We start from the raw sequence: 14833 nt of genomic DNA on the forward strand, positions 1-14833 counted from the left end.
CTTATTTTTTGATCGGCTTACGTGGACCCTTACGGGTACGCGCATTAGTTTTAGTACGTTGACCACGTACTGGTAAACTACGACGATGACGTAAACCACGATAACAGCCTAAATCTAATAAGCGTTTTATGTTAAGTGTTACTTCACGGCGTAAGTCACCTTCAACGGTAAATTTACCAACTTCGTCACGCAGCTTATCAATCTGCTCTTCAGACAATTCTCTGATCTTCACATCTTCAGCAACACCAGCTGCTGCACAAATGGCTTTTGAGCGTGTTTTGCCAATACCATAAATTGCTGTCAAAGCAATCACTGTATGTTTGTGATCAGGAATGTTAATGCCTGCAATACGGGCCACTATGCACTCCTATTATTTTAACTAATTGATACACTGATCTTGAAAAGCCCGTTCTCAGGATACTCAAACAGTATATCAAGGACATAAATGAGCTGAGCATTTTACATGCTCAGCAGTTTTTTTGCAAGAAAAATATTAATTAACCTTGACGTTGTTTATGTTTTGGATCACTACACAAAACACGAACAACACCATCACGTCTAACAATTTTGCAATTACGACATAATTTCTTTACGGAAGCACGTACTTTCATTGCCTATCCTTTCTTTCTATTGGGACAATTATTGTCCAAAACCTTTAAGGTTTGCTTTTCTCAACGCAGATTCATACTTCGTTGACATTAAATGACTTTGAATCTGAACGATGAAATCCATAATTACCACAACAACAATCAATAATGATGTTCCACCAAAATAAAACTGGACATTCCATGCTGATGTCATGATATAAGGAACTAAACATACAAACGTAATATAAAGACCACCAATCAATGTTAAACGGATCATGATCTTATCTATATAGCGTGAAGTTTGTTCACCTGGTCTAATTCCGGGGATAAATGCATTAGATTTTTTCAAATTATCTGCTGTATCTCGCGGATTATATTGCATTGCAGTATAAAAGAAACTAAAGAAGATAATCGCTACTGCATACACAATCAAGTATAAAGGTTGACCTGGATGCAATAACATCGACAAATCAGTCAACCAATCTAAACTTGAACCCTGTCCAAACCAAGATGTAATGGTAGCAGGGAACAATATTATACTCGAAGCAAAGATTGCAGGAATAACGCCAGCCATATTTACTTTTAATGGCAAATGAGAAGTATGCCCTCCCAAAATTTGGCGACCTTGCTGACGCTTAGCGTATTCAACTTTAATTCTTCGTTGTCCTCGTTCAACAAAAACAACGAAATAAGTTACTGCAAACACAATAACTGCAATTAACAAAAGCACTAAAACATGCATTTGCCCTTGACGTGCTTGCTCAATAGTTTGACCAATTGCAGAAGGAAGACCTGCTACAATACCAGCAAAAATGATTAAAGATATTCCATTACCTATACCTCTTTCTGTGATTTGTTCACCTAACCACATAAGAAACATAGTCCCAGTTACAAGACTAATTACTGCGGTAAAGTAGAAGCCAAAACCCAAATTTGGTACAAGATCAGGCAACATATTAGGTAACCCAGTTGAAATACCAATTGCCTGAATAGTTGCTAAGGCAAGCGTCGAGTAACGAGTGTATTTACTGATTTTACGTCGACCGCTTTCTCCCTCTTTCTTTAATTCAGCTAATGCTGGATGAACCGTTGTCAATAATTGAATGATAATCGATGCCGAAATATAAGGCATGATACCCAAAGCAAAAATCGAAGCTCGGCTTAGTGCACCACCAGAAAACATGTTAAACATATCAATGATAGTGCCCTTTTGTTGTTCAAGTAATTGAGCTAACACGGCTGCATCAATACCAGGGACAGGAATAAAAGAGCCAATGCGAAACACAATCAACGCACCTAAAACAAATAATAACCTGCGTTTAAGCTCGCTTGTGCCACTTTGGGTACTCCTTGTTTGATAACCTGGTTGCTTAGCCATCTCTTAATTATTCCTCAATTGAGCCACCAGCAGCTTCAATCGCTGCTTTTGCACCTTTAGTTACACGCAATCCACGAACAATTACCGCACTTTTCACTTCACCTGCAAGAATTACTTTTGCAAATTGAATATCTTTAGTGATAATGTTCGCAGCTTTTAGTGAATCTAAAGTAACAATATTGCCCTCAACTTTAGATAGTTCATTCAAACGAATTTCTGCAGTAACAGCAGACTTCATTGAAGTAAAACCAAACTTTGGTAAGCGACGGTATAAAGGCATTTGTCCACCCTCAAAACCGCGACGGACACCGCCACCAGTACGAGCTTTTTGACCTTTATGACCTTTACCACTGGTTTTACCTAAACCAGAACCAATACCGCGACCTAAACGCTTAGCAGAATGCTTAGCACCCTCAGCCGGAGATAGAGTATTTAAACGCATCTATTACTCCTCCACTTTAACCATATATGAAACTTGGTTAATCATACCACGCACTGCAGGGGTATCAATTAATTCTACAGTATGATGCATACGGCGAAGACCAAGACCACGCAACGTAGCTTTATGCTTCGGTAAACGAGCAATTGAACTACGAACTTGTGTTACTTTAATAGTTTTAGCCATTTTCAATTACCCCAAAATTTCATCAACAGTTTTACCACGTTTTGCAGCAACCATTTCTGGTGATTTCATATTTTCTAAAGCATCAATAGTTGCACGAACAACATTGATCGGATTCGTTGACCCATACGCTTTAGAAAGAACGTTACGTACACCTGCTACTTCCAGTACTGCACGCATAGCACCACCAGCGATGATTCCTGTACCCTCACTAGCTGGCTGCATAAACACACGTGAGCCTGTGTGGGATCCTTTAATAGGATGTTGTAAAGTACCTTCATTCAATGCGATATTAATCATATTGCGACGTGCTTTTTCCATCGCTTTTTGGATTGCTGCCGGAACTTCACGGGCTTTACCATAACCAAAACCTACACGACCATTTCCATCACCTACTACTGTTAAAGCAGTAAAGCTCATGATACGACCACCTTTTACAGTTTTTGATACACGGTTTACCGCGATTAGCTTCTCTTGCAGTTCACCAGCTTGTTTTTCGATGTTTGCCATCTAAAATTACCCTCTATTAGAACTGTAGACCAGCTTCACGGGCAGCGTCCGCTAAAGATTGGACACGACCATGATATTTAAAACCAGAACGATCAAAGGCTACATTTGTAATGCCTTTAGCCAATGCTCTTTCTGCAACAACTCTACCTACTGCTGCAGCAGCATCTTTATTTCCAGTATATTTCACTTGCTCACTAATTGCTTTTTCAACTGTAGAAGCAGCAGCAAGCACTTCCGAACCGTTTGGTGCGATCACCTGTGCATAGATATGACGAGGAGTACGGTGAATAACTAAACGAGTTGCACCTTGCTCTTTCATCATATGACGTACACGAGTTGCACGACGGATACGAGCTGATTTCTTATCCATAGTGTTACCTTAATTATTTCTTCTTAGCCTCTTTTGTACGTACTACTTCATCAGCATAACGTACACCTTTACCTTTATAAGGCTCAGGACGGCGATAAGCACGAATATCCGCAGCCACTTGACCGATTAACTGTTTGTCCGCACCTTTCAACACGATTTCAGTTTGAGATGGACATTCAGCCGAGATACCAGCGGGTAATGCATGCTCAACAGGGTGAGAATAGCCTAAACTTAACGCAACGACATTGCCTTTAATTTGAGCTCTGTAACCAACACCCACCAATTGTAACTTTTTAGTAAAGCCTTCTGTAACACCGATAACCATTGCATTGACTAACGCACGTGCTGTACCAGCTTGAGCATTAGCACCTACTACACCTTCACGAGGTGAAAAGGTTAATTCATTATTATCTTGTTTAACTTCGACTGAATTGTGAATAGTACGAGACAACTCACCATTTTTTCCTTTAACTGTTAGTAACTGACCGTCAAGTTTTACCTCAACGCTGGCAGGAATACTAACAGGTGCTTTTGCAACACGAGACATCTTCCTACCTCTCTATTAAGCTACATAACAGATAACTTCACCGCCTAAGCCTGCTTGACGAGCAGCACGGTCAGTCATCACACCTTTTGATGTAGAAATAACAGCGATTCCCAATCCACCCATTACTTTCGGTAATTCATCTTTACGTTTATAAATACGTAAACCAGGACGACTTACACGCTGGATACTTTCTACAACTGGTTTTCCTTGGAAATATTTTAAAGTAATTTCCAATTCAGGTTTAACACCTTCTAAAATTTTGACGCTATCAATATAACCTTCATCCGCTAATACGTTGGCAATTGCCACTTTTAGCTTGGAGGAAGGCATAGTGACCGCAACTTTATTCGCAGCTTGACCATTACGAATTCGAGTCAACATATCTGCGATTGGATCTTGCATACTCATTGTGCTTTTTCTCCGATTCCAAAATAAAGTGGTAAATTACCAACTTGCCTTTCTAAGACCTGGAACTTCACCACGCATCGCTGCTTCACGAAGTTTTATCCGGCTTAAACCAAACTTACTTAAAACACCATGTGGGCGACCAGTTTGGCGACAACGGTTACGTTGACGGCTTGGGCTTGAATCACGCGGTAGGGTTTGTAATTTTAACACCGCATTCCAACGTTCTTCATCAGAAGAATTAACGTCAGAAATGATTTTTTTCAACTCTACACGTTTAGTATAGAATTTTTCAGCCAATTTTACGCGTTTTACATCGCGTGCTTTCATTGATTTTTTAGCCATTTGTAACCTGCCTTATTTACGGAAAGGGAAATTAAAGGCAGCTAATAGTGCTTGACCTTCTTCATCACTTTTCGCAGTGGTTGTGATAGTAATATCTAAACCACGAACACGATCCACTTTATCATAATCGATTTCAGGGAAGATGATTTGCTCACGCACACCCATACTATAGTTACCACGTCCATCAAAAGATTTCGCACTTAAGCCACGGAAATCTCGAATACGTGGAACAGCAATAGTAATTAAACGTTCTAAGAATTCCCACATACGCTCACCACGTAGTGTCACCTTACAACCGATCGGATACCCCTGACGGATTTTAAAGCCAGCAACAGATTTGCGTGCTTTTGTTACTAAAGGTTTTTGACCGCTAATTGCCGCTAAATCTGCTACCGCATTATCAAGCAATTTTTTATCGGTCAATGCTTCACCCACACCCATATTCAGGGTAATCTTTTCGATTCGTGGGACTTGCATGACAGAAGCGTAGTTGAATTTCGCTTTCAATTCATTTACTACCGAATCTCTGTAGTAATCATGCAGTTTCGCCATCGCATTACTCCAGTTTGTTAAATAATTTCATTATTAGATTTAAAGAAACGCACTTTTTTTCCGTCTTCAAATCTAAAACCTACACGGTCAGCTTTATTTGTTTTTGGGTTGAATATAGCAACATTTGAACCATCAATTGGTGCTTCTTTTTTCACTAAACCACCTTCTTTTCCTAATGCAGGAACTGGCTTCTCATGTTTAGTGATGATATTAACGCCTTCAACAACCACTTTACCGTTTGGTAACACTTTAGTTACCTTACCACGTTTGCCCTTGCTTTTGCCAGCAAGTACAATCACTTCATCATTTTGACGAATTTTTGCAGCCATTTTTCACTTCTCCTTACAGTACTTCTGGTGCCAAAGAAATGATCTTCATGAATTTCTCAGAACGAAGTTCACGAGTCACTGGTCCAAAAATACGAGTACCGATTGGTTGCTCACTGTTATTATTTAAGATAACACAAGCATTACCATCGAAGCGAATGACAGATCCATCTGGGCGACGAACACCCTTCTTGGTGCGCACAACAACTGCTTTTAACACATCACCTTTTTTCACTTTACCGCGAGGAATTGCTTCTTTAACAGTAATTTTAATGATGTCACCTATAGCAGCATAACGACGGTGCGATCCACCTAGAACCTTGATACACATTACACTGCGAGCGCCTGAGTTATCAGCAACGTCCAGCATAGTCTGTTCTTGGATCATCTTAGTACTCCGCTAAAATTAATAACACCCTTTCGGGACGAACCTATTTACCCCAATGTAAATAGGGAGCGTAGTCTATCAAATTCAAAAAAAAAAAGCAAATGTAATTTTGTATAGAAGAAAGAGGAAAAATGCAGTTTAAAAAAACTGCATTTTTAAAAATTTAAAGTAAAGATGCTAAAAAACCACCAATCAACTGTATTGACTGGTTACGTAATAATCCATTAGGAATATTCGGGAAAGGTAAGACCGCTACAATCGTTCCATTTTTATTTCGTTTCCATTTTACTTTTAGTCCATCAATCAGCTCCGTATCAAATCCAACATCATCATCATCAGAGAAAGCTTGATGAAATTCATTTTCATAAGATAAACCAAAGCAAATAACTAATCTAGGCTGATGCTTTTGTGCTAATTCATTAATTACTGGAAAACGATGACGTTGGCACCAATTAAGATATTCATTTTTATCCCTAAACGAAAGTAAATCAGATAATTCTTTCGTCCAACGATTCTCATCTGTATCTTTAAACCACAACGGATACAAATTCAATTTTAAGTAGCCCGTTTTTGCTCCCTTATGCAAAACCTGATGTTGCTCAGCAAACTGCTCATAGTCTTCTACTTGTCCACCTTGAATGGCACAAAGCAATTTGCATAAACTTATGTTGTAACGCGCTTTGATATAACCATCATCAGGCTCAAATCCCCCAATTTGCTCCCAATCACGGCTCTCAAAATAATCCAGTACCGCTTTTTCATTAATACCATCTCCACCCCACTCAATACCACAACACCAAATTGACGGACGTTCAGGTGAACCAATATCGCCACCGCAATATCCTGAATAGCCTAATAAAAACGATTCAATTTCTTCTTTATTCATAATTTTTCCTTATTCCTTGCTCACATTTTCATCTATCTACTTAAGATAGCTATTAAAATCAGCTTAATCTCATAAATAAAAGTGCGATAGTTTTTTTATGAATTTTACAGTTCTCGTTCCATTGCTAATTCTTTGAATTTTTTGATGTAAATATCCATTTCTTCAGCAATTTGGCACATTAAACGTTCACATTTACGTGGATTTTGTAAGTATAAAAAAGCAGGCGAATCCAGCTTCCAAAAATCAAGCTGATTACGATCTGGTTTCCGCCAACCAAACCACCAAGGTGAAGTAGAAAATCCTACGATTTCATCAACACAACTTTGAACATTTTGATTCTCTTCATTTTCATATTGACGAATAAGTCCATAATAAAACTCGTTTTCTAACTCCACAGCAAACTTAACAGTATATCCATTTTTTAAAGTAAAAATGGGGAATTCCAATCGATAATAACGGTGACGATTTTTCGATCTCGCATAGTATAAGGTCACATCTGAAGAAAAATCTTTTTTATCAAACTGATAACCTAATTTCAATAACTGATTTTGCAGTTCATCCCAAAAATAATTCTGAACTTCATACCTATCAAGCTCTTGTTCATCTATAAATAAATCACAGCTTTCTAACAACGCTTTCACTGTTTTCGATTCAATAGCACTTGCAGACTTGCCATATAAGTCTGCTTTCAAAATCGCAACAATTTCAAATAAATGAGAGGAAAGCTGAGAATAAAAATGAGGCAACTCTCTTTGCTTATGAATACCTTCAGTTTCATATTCATTTAGCACTTGAATAATTTCGGTGACCTTCTTAAAAATTGCTTGTGTATTTTCTTCTGAAGTATGCAACTGTACATAACCTAACTGAAAAAGCAAATCCTTGAGTTCATCAATTGTTTCTTGCTGATTCTCTTTTTGGGTTGCAATAGTAATTTCACTATCCATCACAATTTTCTTAAAATTTTCTAGAAAGTTATGGTAGACCTCTTGCTTTTTTTCAAATACCAACAAATTCTTATCTCGATTTTCTTCAGAAGCAGACTGACCATTTAACAATAACACAGTAATGATTGCTGTCACTACTACTTCAAATAACGTACCACTGATTTGAGAAGGAAGCTCACCTATATCAAGCAATCGAAAGAATATAGAAATTACGAGAAAAACGATAGTAAAAACCATAATCCCATAAATCCATTTATTTGATTTATCTGATTTATTCATTTTTTACACCCTAATAATGAGCATAGGCAAAGCTATGCTCAATTCGATTACCACAAATTTAAAACTAATTGACCCCATACTACAAGAATAGAATAACCATTTGTATCATAAGTATTCCGAGATGTTGCACCAAACTTAGGCTTAATCTTATCAGCTACTTTTTCCCAAGTATTTGATGAATTAGCCCCTATTTTCGGTTTTAAAATATTACCATCACAAACCCAATTACGAGACAAAGTTATCTCAGGCATAATTATCTCCTTATTTATTATCAGCATGGTGTTTTACTTGTTATGTCAATAACAAGTAAAAGGAGTATACTCCTTTTGAAATTAACTCTTTTTTAAAAAAAAGTGCGGTCAAAAATTAAAATTTTTTGACCGCACTTTTAAAAATAAAAAAGCCCCAAAGTATTAGAGGCTTTTAATTATTTAATGTAGAAATCAAGCATTAACTGCTTTTTCAACTACACGAACTAAAGTCCAAGATTTGGTTTTAGAAATAGGGCGACATTCACGCACCTCTACAACATCACCAAGTTTTGCTTCATTGTTTTCATCATGTACATGTAATTTAGTTGTACGACGGATAAACTTACCATAAAGTGGATGTTTAACTTTGCGTTCAATAGCAACTACAAATGATTTTTCCATTTTGTCGCTAACAACTTTACCTTGCACGCTACGAATTTTATCAGTCATTACTCACCAGCCTTTTCAGTTAATACAGTTTTTACTCGTGCAATATTGCGACGCACTTGTTTCAACTGATGGGTTTGTTGAAGTTGACCTGCGGCTACTTGCATGGATAACTTGAATTGTTCACCAGCAAGGTTAAGCAACTCAGCATTTAGCTCCTCAACAGTTTTTGTACGTAGTTCTTGAGCTTTCATTACATCACCGTCTTAGTTACGAACGTTGTTTTAATTGGTAATTTCGCTGCTGCTAATGCAAAAGCGTTTCTTGCAATTTCTTCAGACACACCGTCCATTTCATAAAGTACTTTACCCGGTTGGATTAAAGCTACCCAGTACTCAACGTTACCTTTACCTTTACCCATACGGACTTCTAATGGTTTTTCAGTAATCGGTTTATCTGGAAACACACGAATCCAAATTTTACCTTGACGTTTCACTGCACGAGTCATCGCACGACGAGCGGCTTCGATTTGACGAGCAGTTAAACGCCCACGACCGATAGCTTTCAAACCAAAGGTACCGAAACTAACTTCTGTACCTCCAGCAATACCACGGTTACGACCTTTGTGGACTTTGCGGAATTTTGTACGTTTTGGTTGCAACATTTAACAGTTCTCCTTACTTACGACCTTTGCCACGTGGTGCTTTTTTAGGCTGGGCAGGTTGCTGTTCAGTTTTTTGTGTAATTGCAGCCATTCCACCAAGAATTTCACCTTTGAAGATCCATACTTTTACGCCAATAACGCCGTAAGTAGTGTGAGCTTCTGCAGTGTTATAATCGATGTCTGCACGTAATGTATGTAGTGGAACACGACCTTCACGATACCATTCGGAACGTGCAATCTCCGCACCACCAAGACGACCGCTTACCTCAACTTTGATGCCTTTAGCACCTGATTTCATCGCATTTTGTACCGCTCTTTTCATAGCACGGCGGAACATTACACGACGCTCAAGTTGTGACGCGATACTGTCTGCAACTAATTTTGCATCTAATTCAGGTTTTTTAACTTCAGCAATATTGATTTGTGCTGGAACACCTGTAATTTTCGCAACAGCGTTACGTAACTTTTCAACATCTTCACCTTTTTTACCGATTACGATACCAGGACGAGCTGTGTGAATAGTAACACGAATACTTTTTGCTGGACGCTCAATAGTAATGCGTGAAACTGAAGCATTCGCTAATTCCTTATTCAAGAATTTACGTACGTTAAAATCGCCTTCTAGATTAGAAGCGAAGTCTTGTGTATTCGCAAACCAAGTAGAGCTCCAAGGCTTAACAATACCTAGGCGAATACCATGTGGATGTACTTTTTGACCCATTGTTATTCCTCTACGATTAACGATCTGACACAACCACAGTAATGTGGCTTGTACGTTTTAAAATACGATCCGCACTGCCTTTAGCACGCGGCATAACACGTTTCATACTAGGACCTTCATCAACGAAAATCTTAGCAACTTTGAGATCATCGATATCTGCACCATCATTATGCTCTGCATTAGCAATTGCAGATTCAAGCACTTTCTTCACTAACGCCGCAGCTTTTTTGTTAGTATAAGTTAAAATTTCTAATGCTTGAGCTACTTTTTTACCACGGATCAAATCCGCAACTAATCGAGCTTTTTGTGCTGAAGTGCGAGCGTAACGATGTTTAGCAATAGTTTCCATCTTTTACCTCTTACTTCTTAGCTTTCTTATCCGCAGCATGACCGCGGTAAGTACGAGTCGGTGCAAATTCACCTAATTTATGTCCGATCATTTCATCAGAAACATAAACTGGAACGTGCTGACGACCATTATGGACTGCGATGGTCAATCCGATCATTGAAGGAATGATCATTGAACGACGGGACCAAGTTTTAATTGGTTTTTTATCCCCGCTTTCCACCGCCTTCTCTACCTTCTTCAACAAGTGTAGGTCAAGGAAAGGACCCTTCTTGAGAGAACGTGGCATGGCTTATCCTCTTTAATTAATTAAATTATTTGCCACGACGACGTACGATAAATTTATCAGTACGCTTGTTGTGACGAGTTTTCTTACCTTTGGTTTGAACGCCCCAAGGAGTAACTGGATGCTTACCAAAGTTACGACCTTCACCACCACCATGTGGATGGTCAACTGGGTTCATTGCAGTACCACGAACAGTTGGGCGAATACCTCTCCAACGACTAGCACCTGCTTTACCAAGTACGCGAAGCATATGCTCTGAGTTACCAACTTCACCAATAGTAGCTGAACATTCTGCTAACACTTTACGCATTTCACCAGAGCGAAGACGTAAAGTCACATAATTACCTTCGCGTGCGATAATTTGTACATACGAACCAGCGGAACGTGCTAATTGACCACCTTTACCTGGTTTCAATTCAACGTTATGCACTGTTGAACCAACTGGAATATTACGCATCGGTAAAGCATTTCCCACTTTGATCGGTGCATTTATACCAGCTTGGATCTGATCCCCTGCACTTAAACCTTTAGGTGCTAAGATATAGCGACGTTCACCGTCTTTATAAAGCACTAAAGCAATGTTCGCAGAACGGTTTGGATCATATTCAAGACGCTCAACAACCGCTGGGATATCTAATTTGTTACGTTTGAAATCAATTAAACGGTAATGTTGTTTGTGACCACCACCGATATGACGGGTTGTGATTCTTCCTAAATTGTTACGTCCACCAGTTTTAGATTTAGTATCTAACAATGGAGCATAAGGTTTCCCTTTATACAACTCAGGGTTTACGATTTTAACAACGTGTCGACGACCAGCGGAGGTCGGCTTACATTTAACGATAGCCATAATATATTATTCCTCCGTAATTACTCTGCCGCACCTTCAATGAAGTCAAGTGTTTGACCATCTTGAAGAGTAACATAAGCTTTTTTCCAGTCACTACGGCGACCTAATTTAGCACCACGACGTTTAGTTTTACCTTTAACTAAAACAGTGCGAACAGAATCAACCTTTACTTCAAACAATTGTTCAACTGCGTTTGCAATTTCTACTTTATTTGCGTCTACTGCTACTTTGAAAACAATAGTATTTGATTTTTCTGCATTATTTGTCGCTTTTTCAGATACATGAGGTGCCTTTAACACTTTAAACAAACGTTCTTGTTGAATCATGCTAACATCTCCTCAACTTGTTTTACTGCATCAACAGTCATAACCACTTTATCAAAAGCAATAAGACTTACAGGATCAATACCCTGAACATCACGAACATCAACTTTATAAAGATTACGAGCTGCTAAAAATAGATTTTCATCAAGATTTGCAGTAATGATAAGTGCGTCAGATAACGCCATATCTTTTAATTTTTGAACTAAAATTTTAGTTTTAGGTGCTTCAATTTCAAATTTTTCAACAATAACTAAACGTTCTTGACGAACAAGTTCAGAAAGAATGCTTTTGATTGCACCACGGTACATTTTTTTATTCACTTTTTGGCTGTGATTTTGTGGTTTCGCTGCAAAAGTTACACCACCAGAACGCCAAATTGGCGATTTCACATCACCAGAACGTGCACGACCTGTACCTTTTTGACGCCAAGGTTTTTTACCTGAACCAGACACTTCTGCACGAGTTTTTTGTGCACGTGAACCTTGACGAGCACCTGCTGCATAAGCAACAACTACTTGGTGGATCAATGCTTCATTAAACTCACGTCCGAAGGTAGTTTCAGAAACAGCGAGTGCATTTGCACCAACAACTTGTAATTCCATCTCTATCTCCTAGACTTATGCTTTAACTGCTGGTTTAACGATAACATCACTGTTAGTCGCTCCAGGTACAGAACCTTTAACTAACAATAATTTACGCTCAGCATCTACACGGACAACTTCAAGTGATTGAACAGTCACACGTTCAGCACCTAAATGTCCAGCCATTTTTTTACCTTTAAACACACGACCCGGAGTTTGGTTTTGACCAATAGAACCGAGAACACGGTGTGATAAAGAGTTACCATGAGTAGCATCTTGAGTACGGAAATTCCAACGCTTAACACCACCTTGGAACCCTTTACCTTTTGATGTACCAGTAACATCTACTTTTTTAACATCTGCAAAGATGTCAACGTTAATTTCTTGACCTAGAGTGAATTCTTCACCTTCAGTAGTACGAAATTCCCATAAACCGCGACCAGCTTCAACACCTGCTTTCACGAAATGACCTGCTTCAGGCTTAGTTACACGACTTGCTTTTTTAGAACCTGTGGTAACTTGAATTGCAGTATAGCCATCGTTTTCAAGAGTTTTAACTTGAGTCACACGGTTGGCTTCGATTTCGATAACGGTAACTGGCACTGAAACACCGTCTTCTGTGAAGATACGGGTCATACCAACTTTACGACCGATTAAACCAATCATTGTAATAACCTCTTAATTAACCTAGGCTGATCTGCACGTCAACGCCGGCAGCCAAATCTAAACGCATTAATGCATCAACAGTTTTTTCTGTTGGCTCTACGATATCCACTAAACGCTTGTGTGTACGAATTTCGTATTGATCACGTGCATCTTTATTTACGTGTGGAGAAATCAACACGGTAAAACGTTCTTTGCGAGTTGGCAAAGGAATCGGTCCACGAACTTGCGCACCAGTACGTTTAGCTGTTTCTACGATCTCCGCTGTAGATTGATCAATTAAACGATGATCAAATGCTTTTAAGCGGATACGGATTCTTTGGTTCTGCATTAGACCAGAGCTCCAATAAATTTAGCTAATAATAAAACTGACACCGCCATTTCTTCTAAAACTGAAACAAGAATGGAGTGCAGTAACCTGTTTGTAGCCTCCAAATCGGAAGCATTTTATGTATTGTTTAACACAATACTCTCTTTAATAAATGATTACATTAAAGGACTCTAATACCGAGTGGGGCGGATTATACGCAAAATACATGCACATTGCAAGCTATTTTGTTTATTTTTTGTATTAAATATACATTGTGATATTTTTTACTTCAATAAAACCGAATTTAAAATTCACTCTCAGTTAAAGCTTTAATATCTGGCAAAAACGAAAACCCAAAGCAATATTGATCAGTTTTTAATCTATCACAATAAAAAATCATCTATTTTTATAGAAAAAAATTTTATTTTCTCGATCTATATCGCAAATATCAATTATTATACTGGAAATTTTTTTCATAAAGAACATTATAGAAATGTAAATCAAGAACCAGCTTATTCTAGTATATTGATTTTTTTAAATTATTTTAAACCGAAAATAGTTAAATAAATGGAGGTAACGATGAGTAAAACGGAAAAAAATACACTAGAAATTAGAAAAATTCTTAGTGAATTGATCGGAGAGGTGACAGCTAAAGGTTTGTTTACTGGCTACGGTATATTTTACGGTGGTGATATGTTTGGTTTATACCAAAACAATCGTTTTTACTTGAGGGCAGAACAAGATTTTGCAAAAAGCTTAGAGGAGCAAGGAGCAGTATCTTATTCAGATATAGCAATGAGTTCTAAACTCAATATCAGTAATTATTACCGTTTACCTGCTTCTATTCTACAAGATAAAGAGCGATATAAAGCTGTGCTTATTCTTTCTATTCAACAAATTAAATCACAAAAATTGGCTAATGCTTTGGCAAAAAAATCTCGTATTAAGGAATTACCCAATCTAACAATCAAGCACGAAAGATTACTTGCTAAAATAAATATTAGAACTGTAATGGGATTAAAAGCTGTTGGTGCTGCTAATTGTTACGTAAGGCTAAAAAAATTGGGCATCTCTGTAAATATTACTTTTTTCTTTAATTTAACTGCTGCACTTTTGAATAAAAATACTATTTTATTATCAAAAGAGGAATGCAAAGAAGCTATCGAAACGTTAAATAGGACATTACGAGATGCTGGACTAAGACCTGTTGTTAATAGCATTGATTTTATCAATTAATGTCATCTACTACTCATATTTATTTCAAAGTGCGGTTTAAAATAAAAAATTTTATATTTTTAAACCGCACTTT

28 protein-coding genes are annotated in these 14833 nt (G+C 37.9%); 1 reads left to right on the forward strand and 27 read right to left on the reverse strand.

Annotated features, from left to right (window positions below; genetic code table 11):
- Position 1 precedes the first annotated feature (1 nt).
- The 27 genes from rpsM to rpsJ form a co-directional block, all read right to left on the reverse strand.
- The gene (gene rpsM / locus ACFQ02_RS07165; protein WP_380821118.1) at positions 2 to 358 is read right to left on the reverse strand and encodes a 30S ribosomal protein S13; all 357 of its coding nucleotides are present in this window, start codon (positions 356 to 358) and stop codon (positions 2 to 4) included.
- Between the two features lie 139 nt (positions 359 to 497).
- Entirely contained in the window at positions 498 to 611 is a 114-nt protein-coding gene (rpmJ, locus tag ACFQ02_RS07170; protein ID WP_380821121.1) for a 50S ribosomal protein L36, read from the reverse strand.
- A gap of 28 nt (positions 612 to 639) precedes the next feature.
- Complete coding sequence (gene secY / locus ACFQ02_RS07175; protein WP_380821124.1) at positions 640 to 1965, reverse strand: preprotein translocase subunit SecY; 1326 nt, start codon at positions 1963 to 1965, stop codon at positions 640 to 642.
- 7 nt (positions 1966 to 1972) lie between these two features.
- Positions 1973 to 2407 carry a 50S ribosomal protein L15 gene (rplO, locus tag ACFQ02_RS07180; RefSeq protein ID WP_380821127.1) on the reverse strand — a complete coding sequence of 145 codons (435 nt, stop codon included), beginning with the start codon at positions 2405 to 2407 and terminating at the stop codon, positions 1973 to 1975.
- Between the two features lie 3 nt (positions 2408 to 2410).
- Positions 2411 to 2590: a 50S ribosomal protein L30 gene (rpmD, locus tag ACFQ02_RS07185; RefSeq protein WP_103854522.1), complete on the reverse strand. Its 180-nt coding sequence runs from the start codon at positions 2588 to 2590 to the stop codon at positions 2411 to 2413.
- Between the two features lie 6 nt (positions 2591 to 2596).
- Positions 2597 to 3097, reverse strand: a complete 501-nt coding sequence (gene rpsE / locus ACFQ02_RS07190; RefSeq protein ID WP_380821130.1) for a 30S ribosomal protein S5 — start codon at positions 3095 to 3097, stop codon at positions 2597 to 2599.
- A 16-nt stretch (positions 3098 to 3113) separates the two neighbouring features.
- Entirely contained in the window at positions 3114 to 3467 is a 354-nt protein-coding gene (rplR, locus tag ACFQ02_RS07195) for a 50S ribosomal protein L18 (RefSeq protein ID WP_380821133.1), read from the reverse strand.
- 13 nt (positions 3468 to 3480) lie between these two features.
- Entirely contained in the window at positions 3481 to 4014 is a 534-nt protein-coding gene (rplF, locus tag ACFQ02_RS07200; RefSeq protein ID WP_380821136.1) for a 50S ribosomal protein L6, read from the reverse strand.
- Positions 4015 to 4029: 15 nt separating this feature from the next.
- Positions 4030 to 4422 (reverse strand): 30S ribosomal protein S8, encoded by a 393-nt coding sequence (gene rpsH, locus ACFQ02_RS07205; protein WP_380821139.1) that lies wholly within the window; start codon positions 4420 to 4422, stop codon positions 4030 to 4032.
- A 36-nt stretch (positions 4423 to 4458) separates the two neighbouring features.
- Positions 4459 to 4764, reverse strand: a complete 306-nt coding sequence (gene rpsN, locus ACFQ02_RS07210) for a 30S ribosomal protein S14 (RefSeq protein WP_380821142.1) — start codon at positions 4762 to 4764, stop codon at positions 4459 to 4461.
- A 12-nt stretch (positions 4765 to 4776) separates the two neighbouring features.
- On the reverse strand, positions 4777 to 5316 hold the full coding sequence (rplE, locus tag ACFQ02_RS07215; RefSeq protein WP_380821145.1) for a 50S ribosomal protein L5: 540 nt from the start codon (positions 5314 to 5316) through the stop codon (positions 4777 to 4779).
- A 17-nt stretch (positions 5317 to 5333) separates the two neighbouring features.
- A complete protein-coding gene (rplX, locus tag ACFQ02_RS07220) occupies positions 5334 to 5645 on the reverse strand; it encodes a 50S ribosomal protein L24 (RefSeq protein WP_380821148.1) in 312 nt (103 codons plus the stop codon).
- 13 nt (positions 5646 to 5658) lie between these two features.
- Entirely contained in the window at positions 5659 to 6030 is a 372-nt protein-coding gene (gene rplN, locus ACFQ02_RS07225; protein ID WP_017805535.1) for a 50S ribosomal protein L14, read from the reverse strand.
- 163 nt (positions 6031 to 6193) lie between these two features.
- On the reverse strand, positions 6194 to 6916 hold the full coding sequence (locus ACFQ02_RS07230) for a hypothetical protein (protein ID WP_380821152.1): 723 nt from the start codon (positions 6914 to 6916) through the stop codon (positions 6194 to 6196).
- Between the two features lie 104 nt (positions 6917 to 7020).
- Positions 7021 to 8142 (reverse strand): hypothetical protein, encoded by a 1122-nt coding sequence (locus ACFQ02_RS07235; RefSeq protein WP_380821154.1) that lies wholly within the window; start codon positions 8140 to 8142, stop codon positions 7021 to 7023.
- Between the two features lie 47 nt (positions 8143 to 8189).
- The gene (locus tag ACFQ02_RS07240) at positions 8190 to 8393 is read right to left on the reverse strand and encodes a hypothetical protein (RefSeq protein WP_380821157.1); all 204 of its coding nucleotides are present in this window, start codon (positions 8391 to 8393) and stop codon (positions 8190 to 8192) included.
- Between the two features lie 192 nt (positions 8394 to 8585).
- Positions 8586 to 8843: a 30S ribosomal protein S17 gene (gene rpsQ, locus ACFQ02_RS07245; RefSeq protein ID WP_380821158.1), complete on the reverse strand. Its 258-nt coding sequence runs from the start codon at positions 8841 to 8843 to the stop codon at positions 8586 to 8588.
- Positions 8843 to 9034 carry a 50S ribosomal protein L29 gene (rpmC, locus tag ACFQ02_RS07250; RefSeq protein WP_380821160.1) on the reverse strand — a complete coding sequence of 64 codons (192 nt, stop codon included), beginning with the start codon at positions 9032 to 9034 and terminating at the stop codon, positions 8843 to 8845. Before rpmC ends, rpsQ begins: the two co-directional genes overlap by 1 nt.
- Positions 9034 to 9444 (reverse strand): 50S ribosomal protein L16, encoded by a 411-nt coding sequence (gene rplP, locus ACFQ02_RS07255; RefSeq protein ID WP_380821163.1) that lies wholly within the window; start codon positions 9442 to 9444, stop codon positions 9034 to 9036. Before rplP ends, rpmC begins: the two co-directional genes overlap by 1 nt.
- Positions 9445 to 9457: 13 nt before the next feature.
- Positions 9458 to 10165: a 30S ribosomal protein S3 gene (gene rpsC / locus ACFQ02_RS07260; protein ID WP_380821165.1), complete on the reverse strand. Its 708-nt coding sequence runs from the start codon at positions 10163 to 10165 to the stop codon at positions 9458 to 9460.
- Between the two features lie 16 nt (positions 10166 to 10181).
- Positions 10182 to 10514, reverse strand: coding sequence for a 50S ribosomal protein L22 (gene rplV, locus ACFQ02_RS07265; protein ID WP_380821168.1), 333 nt, complete (start codon positions 10512 to 10514; stop codon positions 10182 to 10184).
- A 10-nt stretch (positions 10515 to 10524) separates the two neighbouring features.
- A complete protein-coding gene (gene rpsS, locus ACFQ02_RS07270; RefSeq protein WP_005539416.1) occupies positions 10525 to 10800 on the reverse strand; it encodes a 30S ribosomal protein S19 in 276 nt (91 codons plus the stop codon).
- A gap of 25 nt (positions 10801 to 10825) precedes the next feature.
- Positions 10826 to 11647: a 50S ribosomal protein L2 gene (gene rplB, locus ACFQ02_RS07275; RefSeq protein ID WP_380821172.1), complete on the reverse strand. Its 822-nt coding sequence runs from the start codon at positions 11645 to 11647 to the stop codon at positions 10826 to 10828.
- A gap of 20 nt (positions 11648 to 11667) precedes the next feature.
- On the reverse strand, positions 11668 to 11973 hold the full coding sequence (gene rplW, locus ACFQ02_RS07280; protein ID WP_380821174.1) for a 50S ribosomal protein L23: 306 nt from the start codon (positions 11971 to 11973) through the stop codon (positions 11668 to 11670).
- Positions 11970 to 12572 carry a 50S ribosomal protein L4 gene (gene rplD, locus ACFQ02_RS07285; protein ID WP_380821177.1) on the reverse strand — a complete coding sequence of 201 codons (603 nt, stop codon included), beginning with the start codon at positions 12570 to 12572 and terminating at the stop codon, positions 11970 to 11972. Before rplD ends, rplW begins: the two co-directional genes overlap by 4 nt.
- A gap of 15 nt (positions 12573 to 12587) precedes the next feature.
- Complete coding sequence (gene rplC, locus ACFQ02_RS07290; protein ID WP_380821180.1) at positions 12588 to 13217, reverse strand: 50S ribosomal protein L3; 630 nt, start codon at positions 13215 to 13217, stop codon at positions 12588 to 12590.
- 16 nt (positions 13218 to 13233) lie between these two features.
- Positions 13234 to 13545 carry a 30S ribosomal protein S10 gene (gene rpsJ / locus ACFQ02_RS07295; protein ID WP_001181005.1) on the reverse strand — a complete coding sequence of 104 codons (312 nt, stop codon included), beginning with the start codon at positions 13543 to 13545 and terminating at the stop codon, positions 13234 to 13236.
- Between the two features lie 558 nt (positions 13546 to 14103).
- Here rpsJ and ACFQ02_RS07300 point away from each other — a divergent pair.
- A complete protein-coding gene (locus ACFQ02_RS07300) occupies positions 14104 to 14760 on the forward strand; it encodes a TfoX/Sxy family DNA transformation protein (protein WP_380821183.1) in 657 nt (218 codons plus the stop codon).
- The last annotated feature ends 73 nt before the right edge of the window (positions 14761 to 14833 follow it).

The organism is Seminibacterium arietis (assembly GCF_042675725.1).
GTDB lineage: Bacteria > Pseudomonadota > Gammaproteobacteria > Enterobacterales > Pasteurellaceae > Seminibacterium > Seminibacterium arietis.